Origin of the sequence: Campylobacter concisus, from assembly GCF_003048535.1 — a bacterium.
GTDB lineage: Bacteria > Campylobacterota > Campylobacteria > Campylobacterales > Campylobacteraceae > Campylobacter_A > Campylobacter_A concisus_S.
Map to the genome: position 1 here is coordinate 198,576 of NZ_PIRQ01000003.1, position 16,129 is coordinate 214,704.

Below are 16,129 nucleotides of genomic sequence, written 5' to 3' on the forward strand. Positions count from 1 at the left end.
TGATTATTACTCTATTTTGTCGCCAACACTAAGACGCTTACCATTTATATATGCTTTTGCGTTTGTTGGCTTTTTGCTTGGCTCTTGAAGCTCGTAAATTTTGACCGCGCCACCCTTGCAAGCAACCACAGCGTGATCTTTTTCTATGCTTAAAATTTCTCCGCTTTTGCCACTTTTTTCGCTTAGTCCAAGTGATAAAATTTTTAGCCCACTTGCTAGATAAATCCCTGGCCAAGGTGTGAGCGCGCGAAATTTATTATAAATTTGCCCCGCCTCTTCATCAAAGCTAAAAAGTCCGTCGCTTTTACTTATTTTTTTGCAGTGCGTAGCTTGTGTGTCATCTTGCTTTTGTGGTTTTAAATTTTCAAAATTCTTAAGCACTTTTACGATTAGCTCGCCGCCAAGCTCGCCTAGCTCACTAAAAAGCTCGCTTGACATCTTATTTTCGCAAGGCGTGTAGATGAAGTCTAGTATATCGCCAGTGTCAAGCCCAGCATCCATTAGCATAGCTGTGACGCCAGTTTGCTTCTCGCCTGCTAGGATCGCGCTTTGTATAGGGCTCGCACCTCTATATTTTGGCAAGATAGAAGCGTGTAAATTTATACAAGTCGCCACGTCAAGCACGCTTTGGGGCAAAATTTTGCCATAAGCTGCCACCACGATAAATTTAGGCTCAAATGCCTTTAGCTCGGCAACCACCGCCTCATTTTTTAGCGTATTTGGTGTAAGCACTGGCACGCCTACTAGCTCATTTTGAGCGTAAATTTTCACCTCACTTGGGGTTAAAATTTGCTTTCTGCCAACTGGCTTATCAGGCTGGGTAAAGACCGCTTTTATGTTAAAGCCAGCCTCTTTTAGATGCCTAAGTATCCTAACAGCATAATCAGGCGTTCCCATAAAAACTACATTCATCACTTTCCTTTAAATTTCAACGACTTTTATTTTGATCTACGTTTTGCCTGCTTGGCGGCCAAGAGGCGCATGGATCTTCTTGCCAGTCAATCTTTTGAAATATCAAACTTCCTAGCTCATTAATGCTAACTTTGCCACTACGATCAAGATCCAGTCTTTTAAAATCCTCACTAGTGCATAGATCTGGTGCTATTTTTAGTCCTGGTGGTACCTTGCAAGCCGTCCATTCACCTAAATTTAGCATGCCGTCACGATCTATATCATTGTAATCCAAAAACATATACGCCGGATCCGCTGGATCACAGCTATATACACCAAGGCAAAATAGCATAATGCAAAAAATTTTCTTCATTTTATACTCTTAAAAACCTATGCTCAAAGCGCTAAAAAGTTGCAACTCAAAGCTCATTTTTTAGTAGCTCAAGCAGTGCAAATTTAAGCTCGTCGATGTTCTCATTTGTCGCTGATGAGATTGGCAAAATAAAATATGGCTTTGAATGATCAAAGCTGAGTAAATCTTGTTTGTAGATAAATTTACCGTTTTGCTCTGGCTTTAGCTTCAAAAATTTTATAAATTCTTTTATGTTTTCATCTAAATTTTCCGCCGCATCGACTCTGGTGATAGCGATCGCATAGTCCCTGCTAGCAAGCACGCTTGAAAATTTAGCAACCTCTTCTTTCAACACACTAAACTGCTCGCTCATACCTCTATAGTTTGCTCCGTCTATCATAAAAAGTAAAATTTTATTTCGCTCGATATGCTTTAGAAATTTAACGCCCAAACCGCGTCCATCGCTCGCCCCTTCGATGATACCAGGGATGTCAGCCATAACAAAGCCACTAAACTCATCAACCTCAACAAGGCCAAGCTTTGGCGTAAGCGTCGTAAATTCGTAGTTTGCTATCTGCGGTTTGGCATTTGATACTGTTGAAATAAGAGTTGATTTACCAACATTTGGAAAGCCCACCAAACCAACATCAGCAATGAGCTTTAACTCGAGCCTTACTTCAATACTCTCTTCAGGCATACCTTTTTGTGCGTATTCTGGAGCTTGATTGATAGAGCTTTTAAAGTGAAAATTTCCGAGTCCGCCTTTACCGCCCTTTAAAAATAGCGTCTTTTGGCCCTCGCTAACTATATCACAGAGTAGTTCATTTGTCTGTGCATCATAAACGGCTGTACCAGGAGGGACTATGAGTTCTAAATTTTCGCCCTTTTTGCCGGTCATTCGCTTGCCCATACCAGCTTCACCATTGCCAGCCTTCATGGCTCTTTTACCCTTATAATTTGCTAAAGTATGGGTATTGTTGTCACAAACAAAATAAACATCTCCGCCATCTCCGCCATCTCCGCCATCAGGACCACCTAAAATGACGTGTTTTTCACGGCGAAAACTCACAGCTCCAGCTCCACCATGCCCCGAACTTAGAGTCAATTTTGCACTATCTATAAACATTTTTTACCTTAAATTTTTTATTTGGATTATATCCAACTTTACTGAAATTTAAATCGTGATATCTTGTCTAAAATAAAGCAAAAACAATCAGCATGAAGCCTAAAATATAAAGTTATGGTTGATTTAAAATTTCTATCAAACAGCTATTTTAAAAATTCTAAACACTAAATAAAAATTTTAATTTTTGAATAATTTTAAGAAAGAAAGGGGCGATTGCCCCAAGGATTATGCAGCTGGATAAACAGATACTTTTTTTCTGTTTTTATCAAGTCTTTCAAATTTTACAAAACCATCAACTAATGCAAAAATAGTGTGATCTTTGCCAAGACCTACGTTATTTCCAGCATGAGTTGCTGTTCCTCTTTGGCGGATGATTATATTTCCAGCACGAACGAACTCGCCACCAAATTTCTTAACACCTAATCGGCGTCCGATACTATCACGGTTATTTTGGGTTGAACCTTGACCTTTTTTGTGTGCCATATCTTATCTCCTTAAGCTGCGATACTTACGACTTTTACACGTGTAAATTGTCTTCTAAAGCCGCGTTTTAGTTTTGAGTCTTTACGTCTGCGTTTTTTGTAGATAACTACTTTTTTGTCTTTGCCTTCATTAATGACCTCAAGAACAACTTTTGCACCCTTCACAAATGGCGCACCTACCTTTACTTCGCTGTCATTTACAGCCAAAACTTCTGTAATCTCAACGGTTGATTTAGCTTCAGCACTAAAGTGATCTAGCTTAAGGTACTCGCCCTCGCTAACACGATATTGCTTACCACCATGCTTAAATATAGCGTATTTTGACATACTCTACCTTTCTAAAATTTGGTAAGACCAAAAAGCACTTTTTTGCAAAAGATTTATGGAGCTTTATTGGTTGTAAAGTGTGAATGTTAGCCAAAAGTTTATAAATTCTACTTTAATGCCCCTGATTTTATGATCTCATCGGCTAAATTTCTTATCATAGAGCTATGATCCAGAAAAAAGGTTTTGTCATTTGGTAAATAAGGCTGATGTATCAGAGTTTTAGCTACTGGCGCATTTAAGATCATATTTATCAGTTCAAACTCAGGTGGCAAAACAAAATAGAGTTTTGGCCTAGGAATTTCATTTTGAAAGAGCCTCTGCGCATAAAATTTACTGAAATTTTCGTTCTTTGGAAGCTTTATCTCTTTAAAGAGCTCAAGTGGCAAAAAGTAGCGTGCCAAAGCGTGAAGTCCGTGTGCGAAAATATAAAGCCTTTTTTCAAATTTAGGCGCATCTGTCCTGTCAAATATGGAGCAAAATTTCTGCAAATGCTCACTCATGGCAGCCACATCTTTTTTATGCAGGGCAAGCATAAATTTAACCGCCTCTCTTTCGTTTGTCGGCTTTTTTGACTGCGCAAAAGCGTGAGCCTTTTCTAGAGCTGAGGCAAGTAAATTTTCATCCTGCCAAAGCATCGCCGTGAGCAAATCATGCATCACGCATAGAAATTTATAGCCGTTTTTGCTAGGTGGCAGGCCTTTTGGAAAGATCCTTGCCATACTCTGCGTGTCACCACAAGCGATAGCAAAAAATGCCGGTATGAGCCTCTCACACTGATCGTATCCACCGCTGCATCCTGGAAGTAAATTTAGCTTAGCATATTGAAAAATGAGATTATTTAGTGCCTCGACGTCGCCCTCAGTTAGGCACTTTTCAAGGTAAAAGTCGTAGCGTCTAGCTCTTGAAAAAGAGAGTAATCGTATGAGCTCACATAAAAAGTCATATTCGTTTAAATTTTTCTCTTTTATCTGGGCGTAAATGCTTGCATACTCGTCTAAAAGTAGCTCTTCATCGCTTTTTGGTAGTTTTTTGGTTTTGAAAATATTAGGCAAGCCTTCTAAAAATGACATTTTGTGTTTCCTTATTTTTGCTAATTTTAGCCAAAAACACCTAATTTTCCACGTGCAAAAGGTGGCTTTAGCGGATATTTTAACCGCATTTTGGCTATAATCGCCCCAAATTTAAGCAAGTATGGGATAAAGATGGCAGGCGAAGATCAGGAAAAAACCGAAGAAGCGACCCCCAAAAAGATAGAAGATGCCAAAAAGGACGGCAACGTCCCCAAAAGTCAGGACCTAGCTGGGTTCGTGACCCTAGTTATTGCTATTGGCGTACTACTTGCAATGCTAAATTTTATGAAAGAACAGATCATCTCACTTTATATCTACTACTCAAAATTTATCGGTCAGCCACTTACCTTGCCAACTGTAAAAATGATCGTCGTAAATACCTTTGCAAGGTCGCTTCTTATGATACTTCCAGTTTGTATCTGTGTGGCGATCGCTGGTGTCATCGCAAATGTAATGCAGTTTGGATTTATCTTTACCACAAAACCCATAATGCCAAATTTTGGTAAGATAAACCCGCTAAAAGGGCTAAAAAATTTATTCTCGATGAAAAAAGTGATAGACAGTATTAAAATCGTGCTAAAAGTTAGCATCGTCTTTGGTGTTGGATTTTATTTTTTCTTGCAGTTTATAAAGGAGCTACCGCACACGCTCTTTTTTTCTATGTTTGATCAGCTTGCTTGGCTAAAAGAAAAGCTCATTATTCTTGTTAGTGTCATGCTTTTTATACTTTTCGTGATCGGACTTATTGACCTTCTCATTGTGCGTTTTCAGTATTTTAAAGACCTTCGTATGAGCAAGCAAGAGATAAAAGATGAGTATAAGCAAATGGAAGGAGATCCTCAGGTAAAAGGCAGAATTCGTCAAGCACAAATGCGTGCAGCCAAGCGTCGAATGATGCAAAATATCCCACAAGCTGACGTAGTCATCACAAACCCTACTCACTACGCCGTGGCGATAAGATATGATAAAAGTCGCGACGAGGCGCCGATAATACTTGCCAAAGGTGTTGATTTTTTAGCATTGCAAATCAAAAAAATAGCCGTTGAAAATGGTGTGCAAATTTATGAAAACCCACCACTCGCAAGAGAGCTTTATAAAATTTGTGAAGTCGATGATACGATACCAGCACATCTTTTTAGAGCCGTAGCCGAGGTGCTAAGCTTCGTTTATATGAGCAATAAACAAAAATTTAAAGATAAGCTTTGATAAATTCTGCTCTTGCCACTAGAAAATACTAGCAGCAAGAGAATTTATATATTATAGGTATCCAAAAGCGGTTGCAAAAATATAGCCAAATATACAAGAGGATATAACACCAATAAGACCCGGAATGATAAAGCTGTGATTGATAACAAATTTACCAATATGTGTCGTACCGCTTCTATCAAACTGAATAGCTGCAAGGTCGCTTGGATATGTTGGCAGGATGTAGTATCCGTAGCAAGCTGGCGCAAAAGCTAGAATGATAGCAGGATTAACATCGATATTTAAAGCTAATGGCACAAATGCAACCAAGGCTGCAGCTTGAGAATTTACAAATTTTGAGATAATCAAGAGCATAACCGCATAAGTCCAAGGGTGCTCTTTTACGATGCTTCCTAGCGCCTCTTTCATCATCGGAGTATGCACTGCAAACATAGTCTCAGCCATCCAAGAGATACCAAATACTGCAACAAGAGCGATCATACCTGATCTAAATATCTCGTTTTTACCGATCTTGCTAGCATCTGTTGGTGTAAAGATTAAAATGATAGCACCAGTTAAAAGCATGAAAATTTGAATAACATGAACCATGCTTAAGCTCTTTGAAGATGCTTGTTTGTTACTTATATTGATGTAAGCACCTTGGAATTCTTCTTTTGCGCCTTTTTCATTTATATATGTTACTGCACCATCAGCTGTGCGAGTAAGAGTTTGATTTGCATCTTTGCCGATGATTTTGACTGATTGAGCTTTTTGATTAGCATTTAGCTTATCGTTTGCTACTTTTAACTCAGCCGCCTCTGTTTGGATGCTAGCATCTTTTATTTTTAAGGTTTTTAAGACTTTTTGTTCAGTTGGAAGGTTAGCTATTACTTGAACGACCGTTGCATCTTTGTAAGTAGTCCAGCTTGGGCGAAGATCTTTAAAATATCCAAGAAGCGCAACTACAAGAATAGAGCCTAAAAATATCCACATCGCAGCCCATTGATAGCCAGGAAGTTTTTTGCCTAAAAGTGTCGCACTATCGCCATAAACATATTTTTTAAACTCAGGATCTTGAAGCTTTGTTTGAAATACTTCATCTTTATCAAGATCTTTACCTCTAAACCAGCTAAAAATTCCTACCGCCAAAACACCGCAAAATGTCGAAGGGATAGTAATCTTTAAAAGATCTAAATATCCATCAAAGCCAGCTAAGTGAGTTTTAGCATTAATAAGAAAGCTTGTAAGAGTTACAACAGCAACTGAAACTGGGCTAGCGATGATGCCCATTTGTGAGGCTATCGAGCTTGCTGCCATTGGTCGCTCTGGGCGGATGCCATTTTTGATAGCGATATCATAAACGATAGGAAGCACGGTATAAACAACGTGTCCAGTACCGCATAAAATAGTAAGTGTACATGTTACAAAAGGAGCCAAGATACTTACATATTTTGGATTTTTTCTAAGTATGGTTTCTGCTATTTGAAGCATAACATCAAGACCACCACTGGCTTGAAGCGTAGCACTTGCCACAACAACAGCGAGGATAGTTAGCATAACATCAATTGCTGGCTTACCAGGCTCGATATTAAATCCAAAAACGAGGACTATAAGACCGATACCACCTAGCATACCAAGTGCGATACCGCCTTTTTTAGCTCCGTAGAACAAACAGATAAGGACGATGAGAAGCTGGATAGCAAACTGCATGCCTTCACTTAAATTCATGAGAAAATCCATGAAACCTCCTAAGTTAATATAAATTTAATCAAGATTATATCTCTTATGGATTTAGATTAAACTTATATTTTAAGGATGATTTGATACAAATATAACATTTTGATTAAAAAAGCTTATTTGGGATAAATTTTTACAAGATTGTCTTGTACGAAATTTTTATTTGATCTTAAAAATTTTATTTGACTTAGAATATATAAGATAAAAATAGCATTGTTATATTTTTAAATTTATTAATAGTAAAAATTTATTTAAATTTTATAAATAACCTAGAAAAATAGCATAAAAGCCTTGTAAATGTGAAATTTAATAGAACTAAGAGAAAAAGGATTGATGTTTAAAGAAAGGTAATGGTGGTTAGAGGCAGAATCGAACTGCCGACACGCAGATTTTCAGTCTGCTGCTCTACCGACTGAGCTATCCAACCACTCGTTAAAGAAAGTCAGATTATACATGTTTAATATTTAAAGAAAGTTTAAAATACACACTTTTTTAAATAAAATAAGCTATGTTTTTCTATTTTGACTTGAAATATAAAAGAAATTCTACAAAGCAGATAATAAATTACGAGCTTAAATAAGCTTGTAATTTATTTTAGTGTATATGAAATAGGAAAGCGCAGATAACGATCTTGCTTAGGTTTTGGAAACTCAGAACTTGCTCTTTGAATATTTTCTAAAGCACCATTATCAAGCGACTCAAAACCAGAGCTTTTACTAACTTTAAGTTCATCTATGCTGCCGTCTTGCTTGAGTAAAAACCTAACTTCTACAACTCCTTGATGTTTCATACGTCTAGCATTATTTGGGTAACTTTTATGCCTCTTAACTGCGATTATAACCTTCGTAAAATCTTCATCGCCTTGCGAATTTGATAAATTTAGCTCAGGTGTTACATTTTGAACTGGAGCTGCAGCTATAGACTTGTTATTGGCTGGTAAATTTGTATTTACACTAGCTGGCGGTACAATGGGCTGCACTGGCTGAGCAATTACCGGTTCAGGCTTGGGCTCTATTTTTTTCTCTTTTTTAGGCTCTACCTTTTTTATTTCACGCTTTGGTTTCTCCACCTTTTTAGGTTCAGGTTTTGGTTCTGGCTTTGGCTCAGGTTTTGGTGGCTCTGGCGGTGGTGGTGGAGCTGGTGGAGTTGGCTCTGGGATAAGCATTTGCTCCGCTATTTGAGGTGCTGAGACTTGCGGCACTGGAGTAAATGAATTAAGAGCTATTTTTATCGGTTTTTGCTCACCTATTTTTATCTCATCAAAATTATGTGAAAGCAAAAAATATACTGCTGCTCCATGCACTATAAGCGAAACAGCTAAGCCGCTGTAATTTGAAATTTTATTCAGAGATTGTTTGGATTGCAAAATTTTCGTGGCCCTTCTCTTTTAATATATCAATTACTTTGACAAAGCTATCAAATTTCGAATTTTTATCGCTTTTTAGTTCGATCAATGTCTTTATATCAACCGCATTTAGTTTATCTTTAAGTTCGTTCTCAGAAATTTCTACATCATCTATAAAAAATTTATTATCCTTATCAATTACTACGCTTACCTTTTTATCGTCCTCTTTGCTTTGCTCAGCGCTGTTTGCACTTGGAAGATCAATAGCTATCTTGCCTTGAGCAATAAAAGTCGAAATGCTAAGCACGATAGCAAGCAAAACAAGCATAATATCAATAAATGGGACAATATTTAACCCATCTTTTTTATTTAGACGCATTTTCAGCCTTATATCTATTTAGCATCACATCTACTTTTCTGACAAAACCATTGTAAATCATCAAAGTTGGTATCGCCACAAGTAGTCCAAAAGCAGTTGCTTTTAGCGCAAGAGAGAGGCCGACCATTATGCTTTTAGTATCGATTCCGCCTGCCATACCCATATCATAAAATGTGATCATAATTCCAGCAACTGTACCAAGAAGTCCTACATATGGTGCATTTGAGTAGATAATATAAAGTGTGGTTAAATTTTTGGTTAGTGCTTCCTCAAGCGATTCGATACTTTTATAGCCTTTTATATCAACGCGTGAATAAAAAATAATACGCTCAATCGTATACCAAAGTACAAAAAAACTCATAATGCCTAAAATCGCAATAATTACATGATCAATGTGATGTTTAATTAGCTCCATAATACCTTCTTAGTAAAAATTTTTGCGTGATTATAGCTATATTGATAACCAATGTCAAATATTTAGTAAAAATGTAATCAAATAAAAACTAAAATTTTTAATTTTGTATGTATATATTTAATTATATTTAGAATTTCAAAAATTTAATTTTTTTCTTAGTAGCTCTATTTCAGTGATGACTATTTTTGGCGTAAGCTCCTTCATACAGGCATGTGTTTTTATGGGACATACTCGCTTCATGCATGGCATACACTCTAAATTTAAATGCACTATCTTTGCACTCTCATCTTGCCATGGACTAGTCTCTTTAAATTTAGTCGGTCCAAAAAGAGCCACAAGTGGCACTTTATAGGCAGCTGCGATATGCATAGGACCACTATCGTTTGTCAAAAAGATGCCATTTTTTATAGAACCTATAACCTCACAAAGCTCTTTTATGCTTGTTTTTCCGGCCAAATTTTCACATTTCATACCATTTTGTAAGAGTATCTGCTCGATTTCATTGCAAATTTCAAGCTCAGCTTTCGAGCCAGTGATCTTTACATCAAATTCATCTTTAAAGTGCAGTGCAACCTCTGCAAAATAGTACGGATACCACCTTTTGGCACTTCCGTAGCTAGCACCTGGATTTAGCACAAGGAGTTTTTGCTCGCTTTTTTTAGCTTCATAATAAATTTTTAGTTCGTTTGAAATTTCTTTTAAATTTAGGCTTTGCTTTATGAAATTTAGATATTTCTGCACCTGATGCAAGCTCTCGCTACTCTTTTTAAAACAAAATTTTTGCGTTGCTTTTATAAAAAATAGCAAAAATTTACTAGCAAATGAGCTTCTAAGGCTAATAGCAATATCAAATTTTCCAAGCTTGCTAGCCGTTTTTATAAGACTTAAATATCTTGAGTTTTGCTTTTTACTATCGTCAATGACTACTTTTTCACACTTTGGATGTGATTTGTAAAGCTCACAGGCCACATAAGAGCCAAAAAATACAATATTTTTAGCATTTTTACTTAAATTTTCTATCGCTGCACTCGCCATCACAGCATCTCCAAGCCAAGTTGGAAGCTCTATAAACACTCTCACTTTTGCTCCAAATTTAGCACTTCGTTTATGATTTCAAGAGTTTTGCTTGCATTTTCTTCTATACTAAATTTTTGCGAAAGTAAAAATGACTCCTCTTGCAGCTCTCTCATCATCTCATTATCATTAAGCACCTGCTCCACTAGCTCCAGTATACTTTCATCATTTGGTTCACGCATGATAAAACGATTTTCTAAAATTTCAGCTGCCCCATTTTGAGCCGTTGTAAAGACAATATTTTTAAAGCTAAGTGCCTCTAGAACGACATTTGAAAATGGCTCATAGTGTGTTGGAAATATAAAAATATCGCTTGCTTCATAAAATTTTGCAGTCATTTTTTGCTCACCTGTAAAAAATGCCTTTATCTTTAGCTTTTTTGCTAGCTTCTTATATGAATTTAAATTTTTATCTTTGCCTACTATTAGCGCATTTACTGGCGTTTTTAGCTTTGAGACAAGAAGTAAAAAGTCTTTTGCTCCTTTTCTTTTAAAGCCATTTCCGACAAAAAGCACAATTGGTAAATTGTAATCGAGTCCAAATTCTTCACATACGCTAAGTTTTGCTTCTCCTTTTTCTACTTTTTGTGGCAAATTTATACCGTTGTAAATGGTAACGATTTTTGACTCATCGACACCGTAAGCTGAAATAATTTGCTCTTTTATGTAGTTTGAATTTGCGATTATCTTTTTAGAATTTTTAAAGCAACGTTTTTCTAGATATGGATAGACAAAATTTAGAGGATTAACCCACCAAAATGGCTTTGTGGCACGATAAATTTTATGCACGCCGTCCCCTGCTCTATAAATATCTGCGCAGCTCACTCGCTCCAAGCTAAAATATACCTCATCACTTTTTTTCTGGCGTTTTACCTGTGCGTTAAATCTCAAAGCCTTTTTCCATGACGAGATCCTAGCCTCTCCTAGATATGAGCGTATAGATGTGTCTATACCTACGTCTTTTAGGGCTTTGGTAAGCCTTCTTAAATAGCGTTCGGCACCACCGACTGCGTTTGGATTGATACGTAAAAAAACTATTTTTTTCATGACCTCAAAGCTTTTTATTTTTGTGATTTTTTATTTGTAATGTCCGCCATAATATCAAAAATTTTTATAAATCAGCCTATTTTTTGCCTAAATTTCATAAAATTACACAAAGGATAAAAATGAAAACACTTACTATTATTGACACTTTTGGTTTCTTTTTTAGGCTCTACTACGCCATGAGCGGACTTAAAAACCGCGAGGGCAAGCCAAGCGGAATGATAAGTGGCTTTGCAAATTTTATAGCAAGCCTCAAGGATGAATACCAAAGCGACTATCTCATCTTTGCGCTTGATAGCAAAGGCAAGACCTTACGTCACGAAATTTTAGGTGATTACAAAGCAAACAGAAACGAGCCGCCAGCTCAGCTAAAAGAACAGCTTCCAGTTTGCATAGATATGATAGAAAAAATGGGGCTTTACAGCCTTAGCCGCGAGGGCTACGAGGCCGATGACATCATCGCAAGTGCGGTTAAATTTTGTAAAGACAAAGATATATTTGTGCGAATAGTCACCCACGATAAAGACCTTTACCAGCTCATAGAGGACGGTAAAGTGAGCATCTACAGCCCGCAAAGCAAGATCGATCATGATAGTGCAAGCTGCTTTGAAAAGTATGGAGTTTATCCGGCACAAGTAAGGGACTTTCTAGCCATCGCTGGCGATAGCTCGGACAACATCCCAGGCGTCAAAGGTATCGGCGCAGTGGGAGCTAAGAAGCTTTTGGCTGAGTATGGTAGCTTAGATGGAATTTATGAAAATTTAGCCCTTCTTAGAAACGAGCGCACCAAAAATATGCTAGCAGCCGCAAGAGACGAGGCGTTTTTGAGCAAAAAACTAGCCACGCTCTTTGATGATGCGATCACTTCGCTTGATCTTGAGCACTCTAAATTTCCAGAGCAAAATCCTCTGATAAATATCTCAGAAATTTTAAAAGAGTATGATCTAAATAGGCTTTTAAAAAGTCTACAAAAAGAGGAAAGTGTCGAGTTTAAACTAGGCTTTAGGGCAAATTTACTACTTGATGAGGCTAGCATCGAAAAACTACTCTCTAGCGTCACGCCAGAGACCATCGTCGCCTTTGACACCGAGACCACGGGCGTTGATAGCAAGAGCGCAAAGATCGTCGGTTTTAGCTTTTGCTTTAACGACGAGGACGCCTACTACGTGCCAGTGGCTCACAACTACCTAGGCGCGCCAAAGCAAATAGACCTAAAATTTGCCACTTGGGCGGTAGGGCAAATTTATAAAGGTTGCGTGATCGGACAAAATTTAAAATATGACTTTGAGATCGTGAAAAACAACCTTGGGCTCAACCCTCCAGCAAATTTTAAAGACACGATGATACTTGCGTGGCTTAGCGATCCAAACTCAAGTGTCGGCATGGACGCGCTGGCAAAGAGGCTCTATGACTACGACACGATCAAATTTGAAGATGTGGTCAAAAAGGGACAAACTTTTGGCGATGTGCCCCTAGAAAATGCCGCTAAATACGCGAGCGAGGATGCTTGGATAACGCTTAAATTTTATAAAACTTTTCAAAACACGCTTGATAAAAATTTACTAGCGCTTGCCGATACGCACGAGTTTCCTTTTATCCTCACGCTCTTTGATATGGAGCAAAATGGCATCAAGATAAACGAAGCTAAGATGCAAAAGCTCATCCTTGAAAACGACACCAAACTAAAGGCGCTAACAAGTGAAATTTACGAGCTAAGCGGCGAAAATTTCAACATAAACTCCGTAAAACAGCTTGGCGTCATACTTTTTGAGCACCTAAAGCTTCCAACCAAAAAGAAGACAAAAACAGGATATAGCACCGATGAGAGCGTGCTAGCTGAGCTTACGGGCGCTCATCCAGTGATAGAGAAAATTTTAGCTTACAGAGAGCTATATAAACTGCAAAGCACCTACTGCGAGCCACTTTTAGCGCTTGCGAAAAAGGACGAGGGCTCACGAATTTACACGAGCTTTTTACAAACTGGCACGAGTACTGGCAGGCTTTCAAGCAAAAATCCAAATTTACAAAATATCCCAGCTCGTGGCAGCCTCGCAAAGGATGTCAGAGAGTGCTTTGAGGCGGGCGAAGGCTATAGCTTCGTGGGGCTTGACTACAGTCAGATCGAGCTTAGGCTGCTAGCTCACTTTAGCCGTGATCCTGCGCTTCTTGAGGCGTTTAAAAATGACGAGGATATCCACGCAAGGACGGCTATTAGCATATTTGGTAGCAGCGACGGGCAAAATAGAGCCGTGGCAAAGAGTATAAATTTTGGCCTCATTTACGGCATGGGCTCAAGCAAGCTGGCAAATCAAGTAAACATCACAAGAGCCGAGGCAAAAGAGTATATAGAGCTCTATTTTAAGGCGTTTGAGACGATCAAGGAGTTTTTGGAGAGCATAAAAATTTCAGCTAAAAATGACGGCTTTGTGCAAACACTTCTTGGCAGAAGACGCTATTTTGACTTTAAAAGTGCCACACCTATGCAAATAGCCATGTTTGAGCGCGAGGCGGTAAATACGGTCTTTCAAGGCTCTGCGGCAGATCTAGTTAAGATGGCGATGGTAAAAGTTAGAGCAAATTTAGATAAAAATGCAAAAATGTTGCTTCAAATCCACGACGAGCTGATATTTGAAGTAAAAGACGAATTTGCACAGGAATTTGGCAAGGCGACACAAAAGACAATGGAGGAAATTTACACGCTAAATGTGCCGCTTAAAACATCGCTAAATATCGCTAAAAACTGGGGTGAGCTAAAATAGATAGATAAATTTTGCTGGAGCTTTTAAGATGATTAGCTCCTGCTTTATACTTAAAAAATAAAGTTGTGATTTATCGCTACATCTTTGAATTTTTATACTTTTGTAAAAAGCAAATGGTATCAGTCAAATAAGCCAGCAAGCAGCCCAACGCGTAACATGCGATGTCGCTAACGTCAAATATTCCGCCAAAGACTATACGTATTATTAAATTATGAATATCTAAAATTTCAAGTACTTTAAAGTATTGTAAAATTTCTATAAATAGCGAGAAGATAAATATTTCAAACGCTAAAATTTTTGGTGTAGTTTTAAACACGGCTCGTCCAAATGCGTAAAGCATCACCGTAAATAGCACATCACCCAAATAATGACGCACGAAGCCACCTTTAACAAAAGCTGCGATATAAATTTCGATTGCCAAAATCACGACTGCTACGAGCAAAAAGGACAATCTAGCTCGCAAGCTATGTCTCATTTTCTCGTATTGAAAAAATTTGTATATTTTTCGTTTTACTTGCATTTTTTTATTTATTTGAAATTTTACTTTTTTACAAATTAGAAATGATATCCATACCATCTTTAAAGCCGGGATCGTGCTGGATATATTTCTCGCTCACAAATGTATTTATAACTTCTGCCTTATGCTCGTTAAAAAGAGTATTCCATTAGGTTTTACTTGAAATTGCCAAAACCCAGCTATTTCATGAATTGTAACAGATAATAGCAATATTGCCAAATAAAGAAAATTTCTTATTTTTAAAATTCTTTGACAAAAAATATCAATCAAAATGGCTTTTGAAAGTATTTTTTAGACACTTAATAACTTTTTTGTTTAAGGATAATAAAATTTATGGATTAAAATTTTTCTATCAAATCTTTAAAAATTTCATAAAGTTTATTTACTTCGTGGGTGCTAACTCGCTCGTTTTTAGCGTGTATGCGGTCGTTTATGACGCCAAATTCTATCGCATCTATGCCAAATTCAGCAAAGTGTCTTGCATCACTCGTGCCACCCTTTGTATTTAGAACCGGTGTAACGCTTGTGAACTTTGTGACAGAAGCCATTAAATTTTTTACGATTTTGCTATCTTTGTTTGTTAAAAATCTCTTTGAGCTTTGTTTTATACTAAGCTCGTAATCAAGCCCATTTAAAACGCCTCTAAGATAGCCCTCAACGTCATTTACGTCGGTTAAATTTGAGTTTCTCACATTAAACATTATACTAAGCTCACTTGGCGTAACGTTACAAACTTGCATGCCACCTCTAATATCAGTTATCACGATCTTGCTTGGACTAAAAAACTCGCTCCCAGCGTCCATATCGTGATCAGCTATCTTATTTAAAAGTGGAGCTATTAAATTTACCGGATTTAAACACTTTTCAGGATATGCTACGTGCCCTTGAATGCCATTTATCACGATCTTGCCATTTATTGAGCCACGTCTACCAACTTTTATGCTATCACCAAATTCTTTATCGCAAGTTGGCTCAGCCACTACGCAAAATTTTGGCAAATCATTTATTTCGCGTAAATATTCAAGTGCTAAAGGCGTACCATATGTGCCATCGCCCTCTTCGTCGCTTGTTAATATGAGGCTTAGCTTCCCATCAAATTTCGCATCTTTAGCAGCGCAAACAAAAGCAGCCACGCCACTTTTCATATCCTGTGTGCCTCTTGCGTAGATGTAGCCATCTTTTTCATATGGTGTAAATGGCTCGCTATCCCAGCCCTCACCTGGAGGCACGACATCAATGTGTCCAGCAAAAGCTAGATGCTCGCCGTCTCCATAAATTTTAGAAAGTATGAGATTTTTGGTACCATTTTTTTCTATAAATTTCGCCTCAAAATCAGGTAAAAATTTAGCGATAAATTCTAAGCTTCCAGAATCATTAGGTGTGATAGAGCAAAAGCTTAAAAGCTCTTTTAAAAAGCTAATTACCAC

General features: G+C 37.6%; 16 protein-coding genes and 1 tRNA gene. 2 read left to right on the top strand and 15 right to left on the bottom strand.

The window, feature by feature from the left end; all coding sequences use genetic code 11:
- Positions 1-6: 6 nt before the first annotated feature.
- From fmt to CVS93_RS04395, 6 genes are all read right to left on the bottom strand, one after another.
- Positions 7-912 (bottom strand): methionyl-tRNA formyltransferase, encoded by a 906-nt coding sequence (gene fmt, locus CVS93_RS04370; protein WP_107686711.1) that lies wholly within the window; start codon positions 910-912, stop codon positions 7-9.
- 16 nt (positions 913-928) lie between these two features.
- Positions 929-1,264 (bottom strand): GDP-mannose dehydrogenase, encoded by a 336-nt coding sequence (locus CVS93_RS04375; RefSeq protein WP_107686712.1) that lies wholly within the window; start codon positions 1,262-1,264, stop codon positions 929-931.
- A 46-nt stretch (positions 1,265-1,310) separates the two neighbouring features.
- Positions 1,311-2,369 (bottom strand): GTPase ObgE, encoded by a 1,059-nt coding sequence (gene obgE, locus CVS93_RS04380; protein WP_107686713.1) that lies wholly within the window; start codon positions 2,367-2,369, stop codon positions 1,311-1,313.
- Between the two features lie 225 nt (positions 2,370-2,594).
- Entirely contained in the window at positions 2,595-2,852 is a 258-nt protein-coding gene (gene rpmA, locus CVS93_RS04385; protein WP_002942569.1) for a 50S ribosomal protein L27, read from the bottom strand.
- 11 nt (positions 2,853-2,863) lie between these two features.
- The gene (gene rplU, locus CVS93_RS04390; RefSeq protein ID WP_107686714.1) at positions 2,864-3,178 is read right to left on the bottom strand and encodes a 50S ribosomal protein L21; all 315 of its coding nucleotides are present in this window, start codon (positions 3,176-3,178) and stop codon (positions 2,864-2,866) included.
- Positions 3,179-3,285: 107 nt separating this feature from the next.
- Positions 3,286-4,248 (bottom strand): hypothetical protein, encoded by a 963-nt coding sequence (locus tag CVS93_RS04395; RefSeq protein ID WP_107686715.1) that lies wholly within the window; start codon positions 4,246-4,248, stop codon positions 3,286-3,288.
- Between the two features lie 132 nt (positions 4,249-4,380).
- Between CVS93_RS04395 and flhB the strand changes: the two genes are divergently transcribed.
- Positions 4,381-5,454, top strand: coding sequence for a flagellar biosynthesis protein FlhB (gene flhB, locus CVS93_RS04400; RefSeq protein ID WP_035167257.1), 1,074 nt, complete (start codon positions 4,381-4,383; stop codon positions 5,452-5,454).
- Positions 5,455-5,505: 51 nt separating this feature from the next.
- On the opposite strand, the gene CVS93_RS04405 is transcribed toward flhB, so the two are convergent.
- From CVS93_RS04405 to CVS93_RS04435, 7 genes are all read right to left on the bottom strand, one after another.
- Positions 5,506-7,173: an anaerobic C4-dicarboxylate transporter gene (locus CVS93_RS04405; RefSeq protein WP_087585498.1), complete on the bottom strand. Its 1,668-nt coding sequence runs from the start codon at positions 7,171-7,173 to the stop codon at positions 5,506-5,508.
- 348 nt (positions 7,174-7,521) lie between these two features.
- Positions 7,522-7,597, bottom strand: a tRNA-Phe gene (locus CVS93_RS04410).
- 162 nt (positions 7,598-7,759) lie between these two features.
- Positions 7,760-8,536, bottom strand: coding sequence for an energy transducer TonB (locus tag CVS93_RS04415; RefSeq protein WP_087584630.1), 777 nt, complete (start codon positions 8,534-8,536; stop codon positions 7,760-7,762).
- Positions 8,511-8,894 (bottom strand): TonB system transport protein ExbD, encoded by a 384-nt coding sequence (gene exbD, locus CVS93_RS04420; RefSeq protein WP_072593836.1) that lies wholly within the window; start codon positions 8,892-8,894, stop codon positions 8,511-8,513. Before exbD ends, CVS93_RS04415 begins: the two co-directional genes overlap by 26 nt.
- Entirely contained in the window at positions 8,881-9,309 is a 429-nt protein-coding gene (exbB, locus tag CVS93_RS04425; RefSeq protein ID WP_054196205.1) for a TonB-system energizer ExbB, read from the bottom strand. Before exbB ends, exbD begins: the two co-directional genes overlap by 14 nt.
- Before the next feature lie 135 nt (positions 9,310-9,444).
- Entirely contained in the window at positions 9,445-10,389 is a 945-nt protein-coding gene (gene waaF / locus CVS93_RS04430; protein ID WP_107686716.1) for a lipopolysaccharide heptosyltransferase II, read from the bottom strand.
- Positions 10,386-11,429, bottom strand: a complete 1,044-nt coding sequence (locus CVS93_RS04435; RefSeq protein WP_107686717.1) for a glycosyltransferase family 4 protein — start codon at positions 11,427-11,429, stop codon at positions 10,386-10,388. Before CVS93_RS04435 ends, waaF begins: the two co-directional genes overlap by 4 nt.
- A 119-nt stretch (positions 11,430-11,548) precedes the next feature.
- Here CVS93_RS04435 and polA point away from each other — a divergent pair, with 119 nt between their 5' ends.
- A complete protein-coding gene (polA, locus tag CVS93_RS04440) occupies positions 11,549-14,185 on the top strand; it encodes a DNA polymerase I (protein ID WP_107686718.1) in 2,637 nt (878 codons plus the stop codon).
- Positions 14,186-14,261: 76 nt separating this feature from the next.
- Here polA and CVS93_RS04445 read toward each other — a convergent pair whose 3' ends face one another.
- Both CVS93_RS04445 and dapE read right to left on the bottom strand, forming a co-directional pair.
- Positions 14,262-14,660: a DUF2809 domain-containing protein gene (locus tag CVS93_RS04445; RefSeq protein ID WP_234400083.1), complete on the bottom strand. Its 399-nt coding sequence runs from the start codon at positions 14,658-14,660 to the stop codon at positions 14,262-14,264.
- 380 nt (positions 14,661-15,040) lie between these two features.
- On the bottom strand, positions 15,041-16,129 hold the full coding sequence (gene dapE, locus CVS93_RS04450) for a succinyl-diaminopimelate desuccinylase (protein ID WP_107686719.1): 1,089 nt from the start codon (positions 16,127-16,129) through the stop codon (positions 15,041-15,043).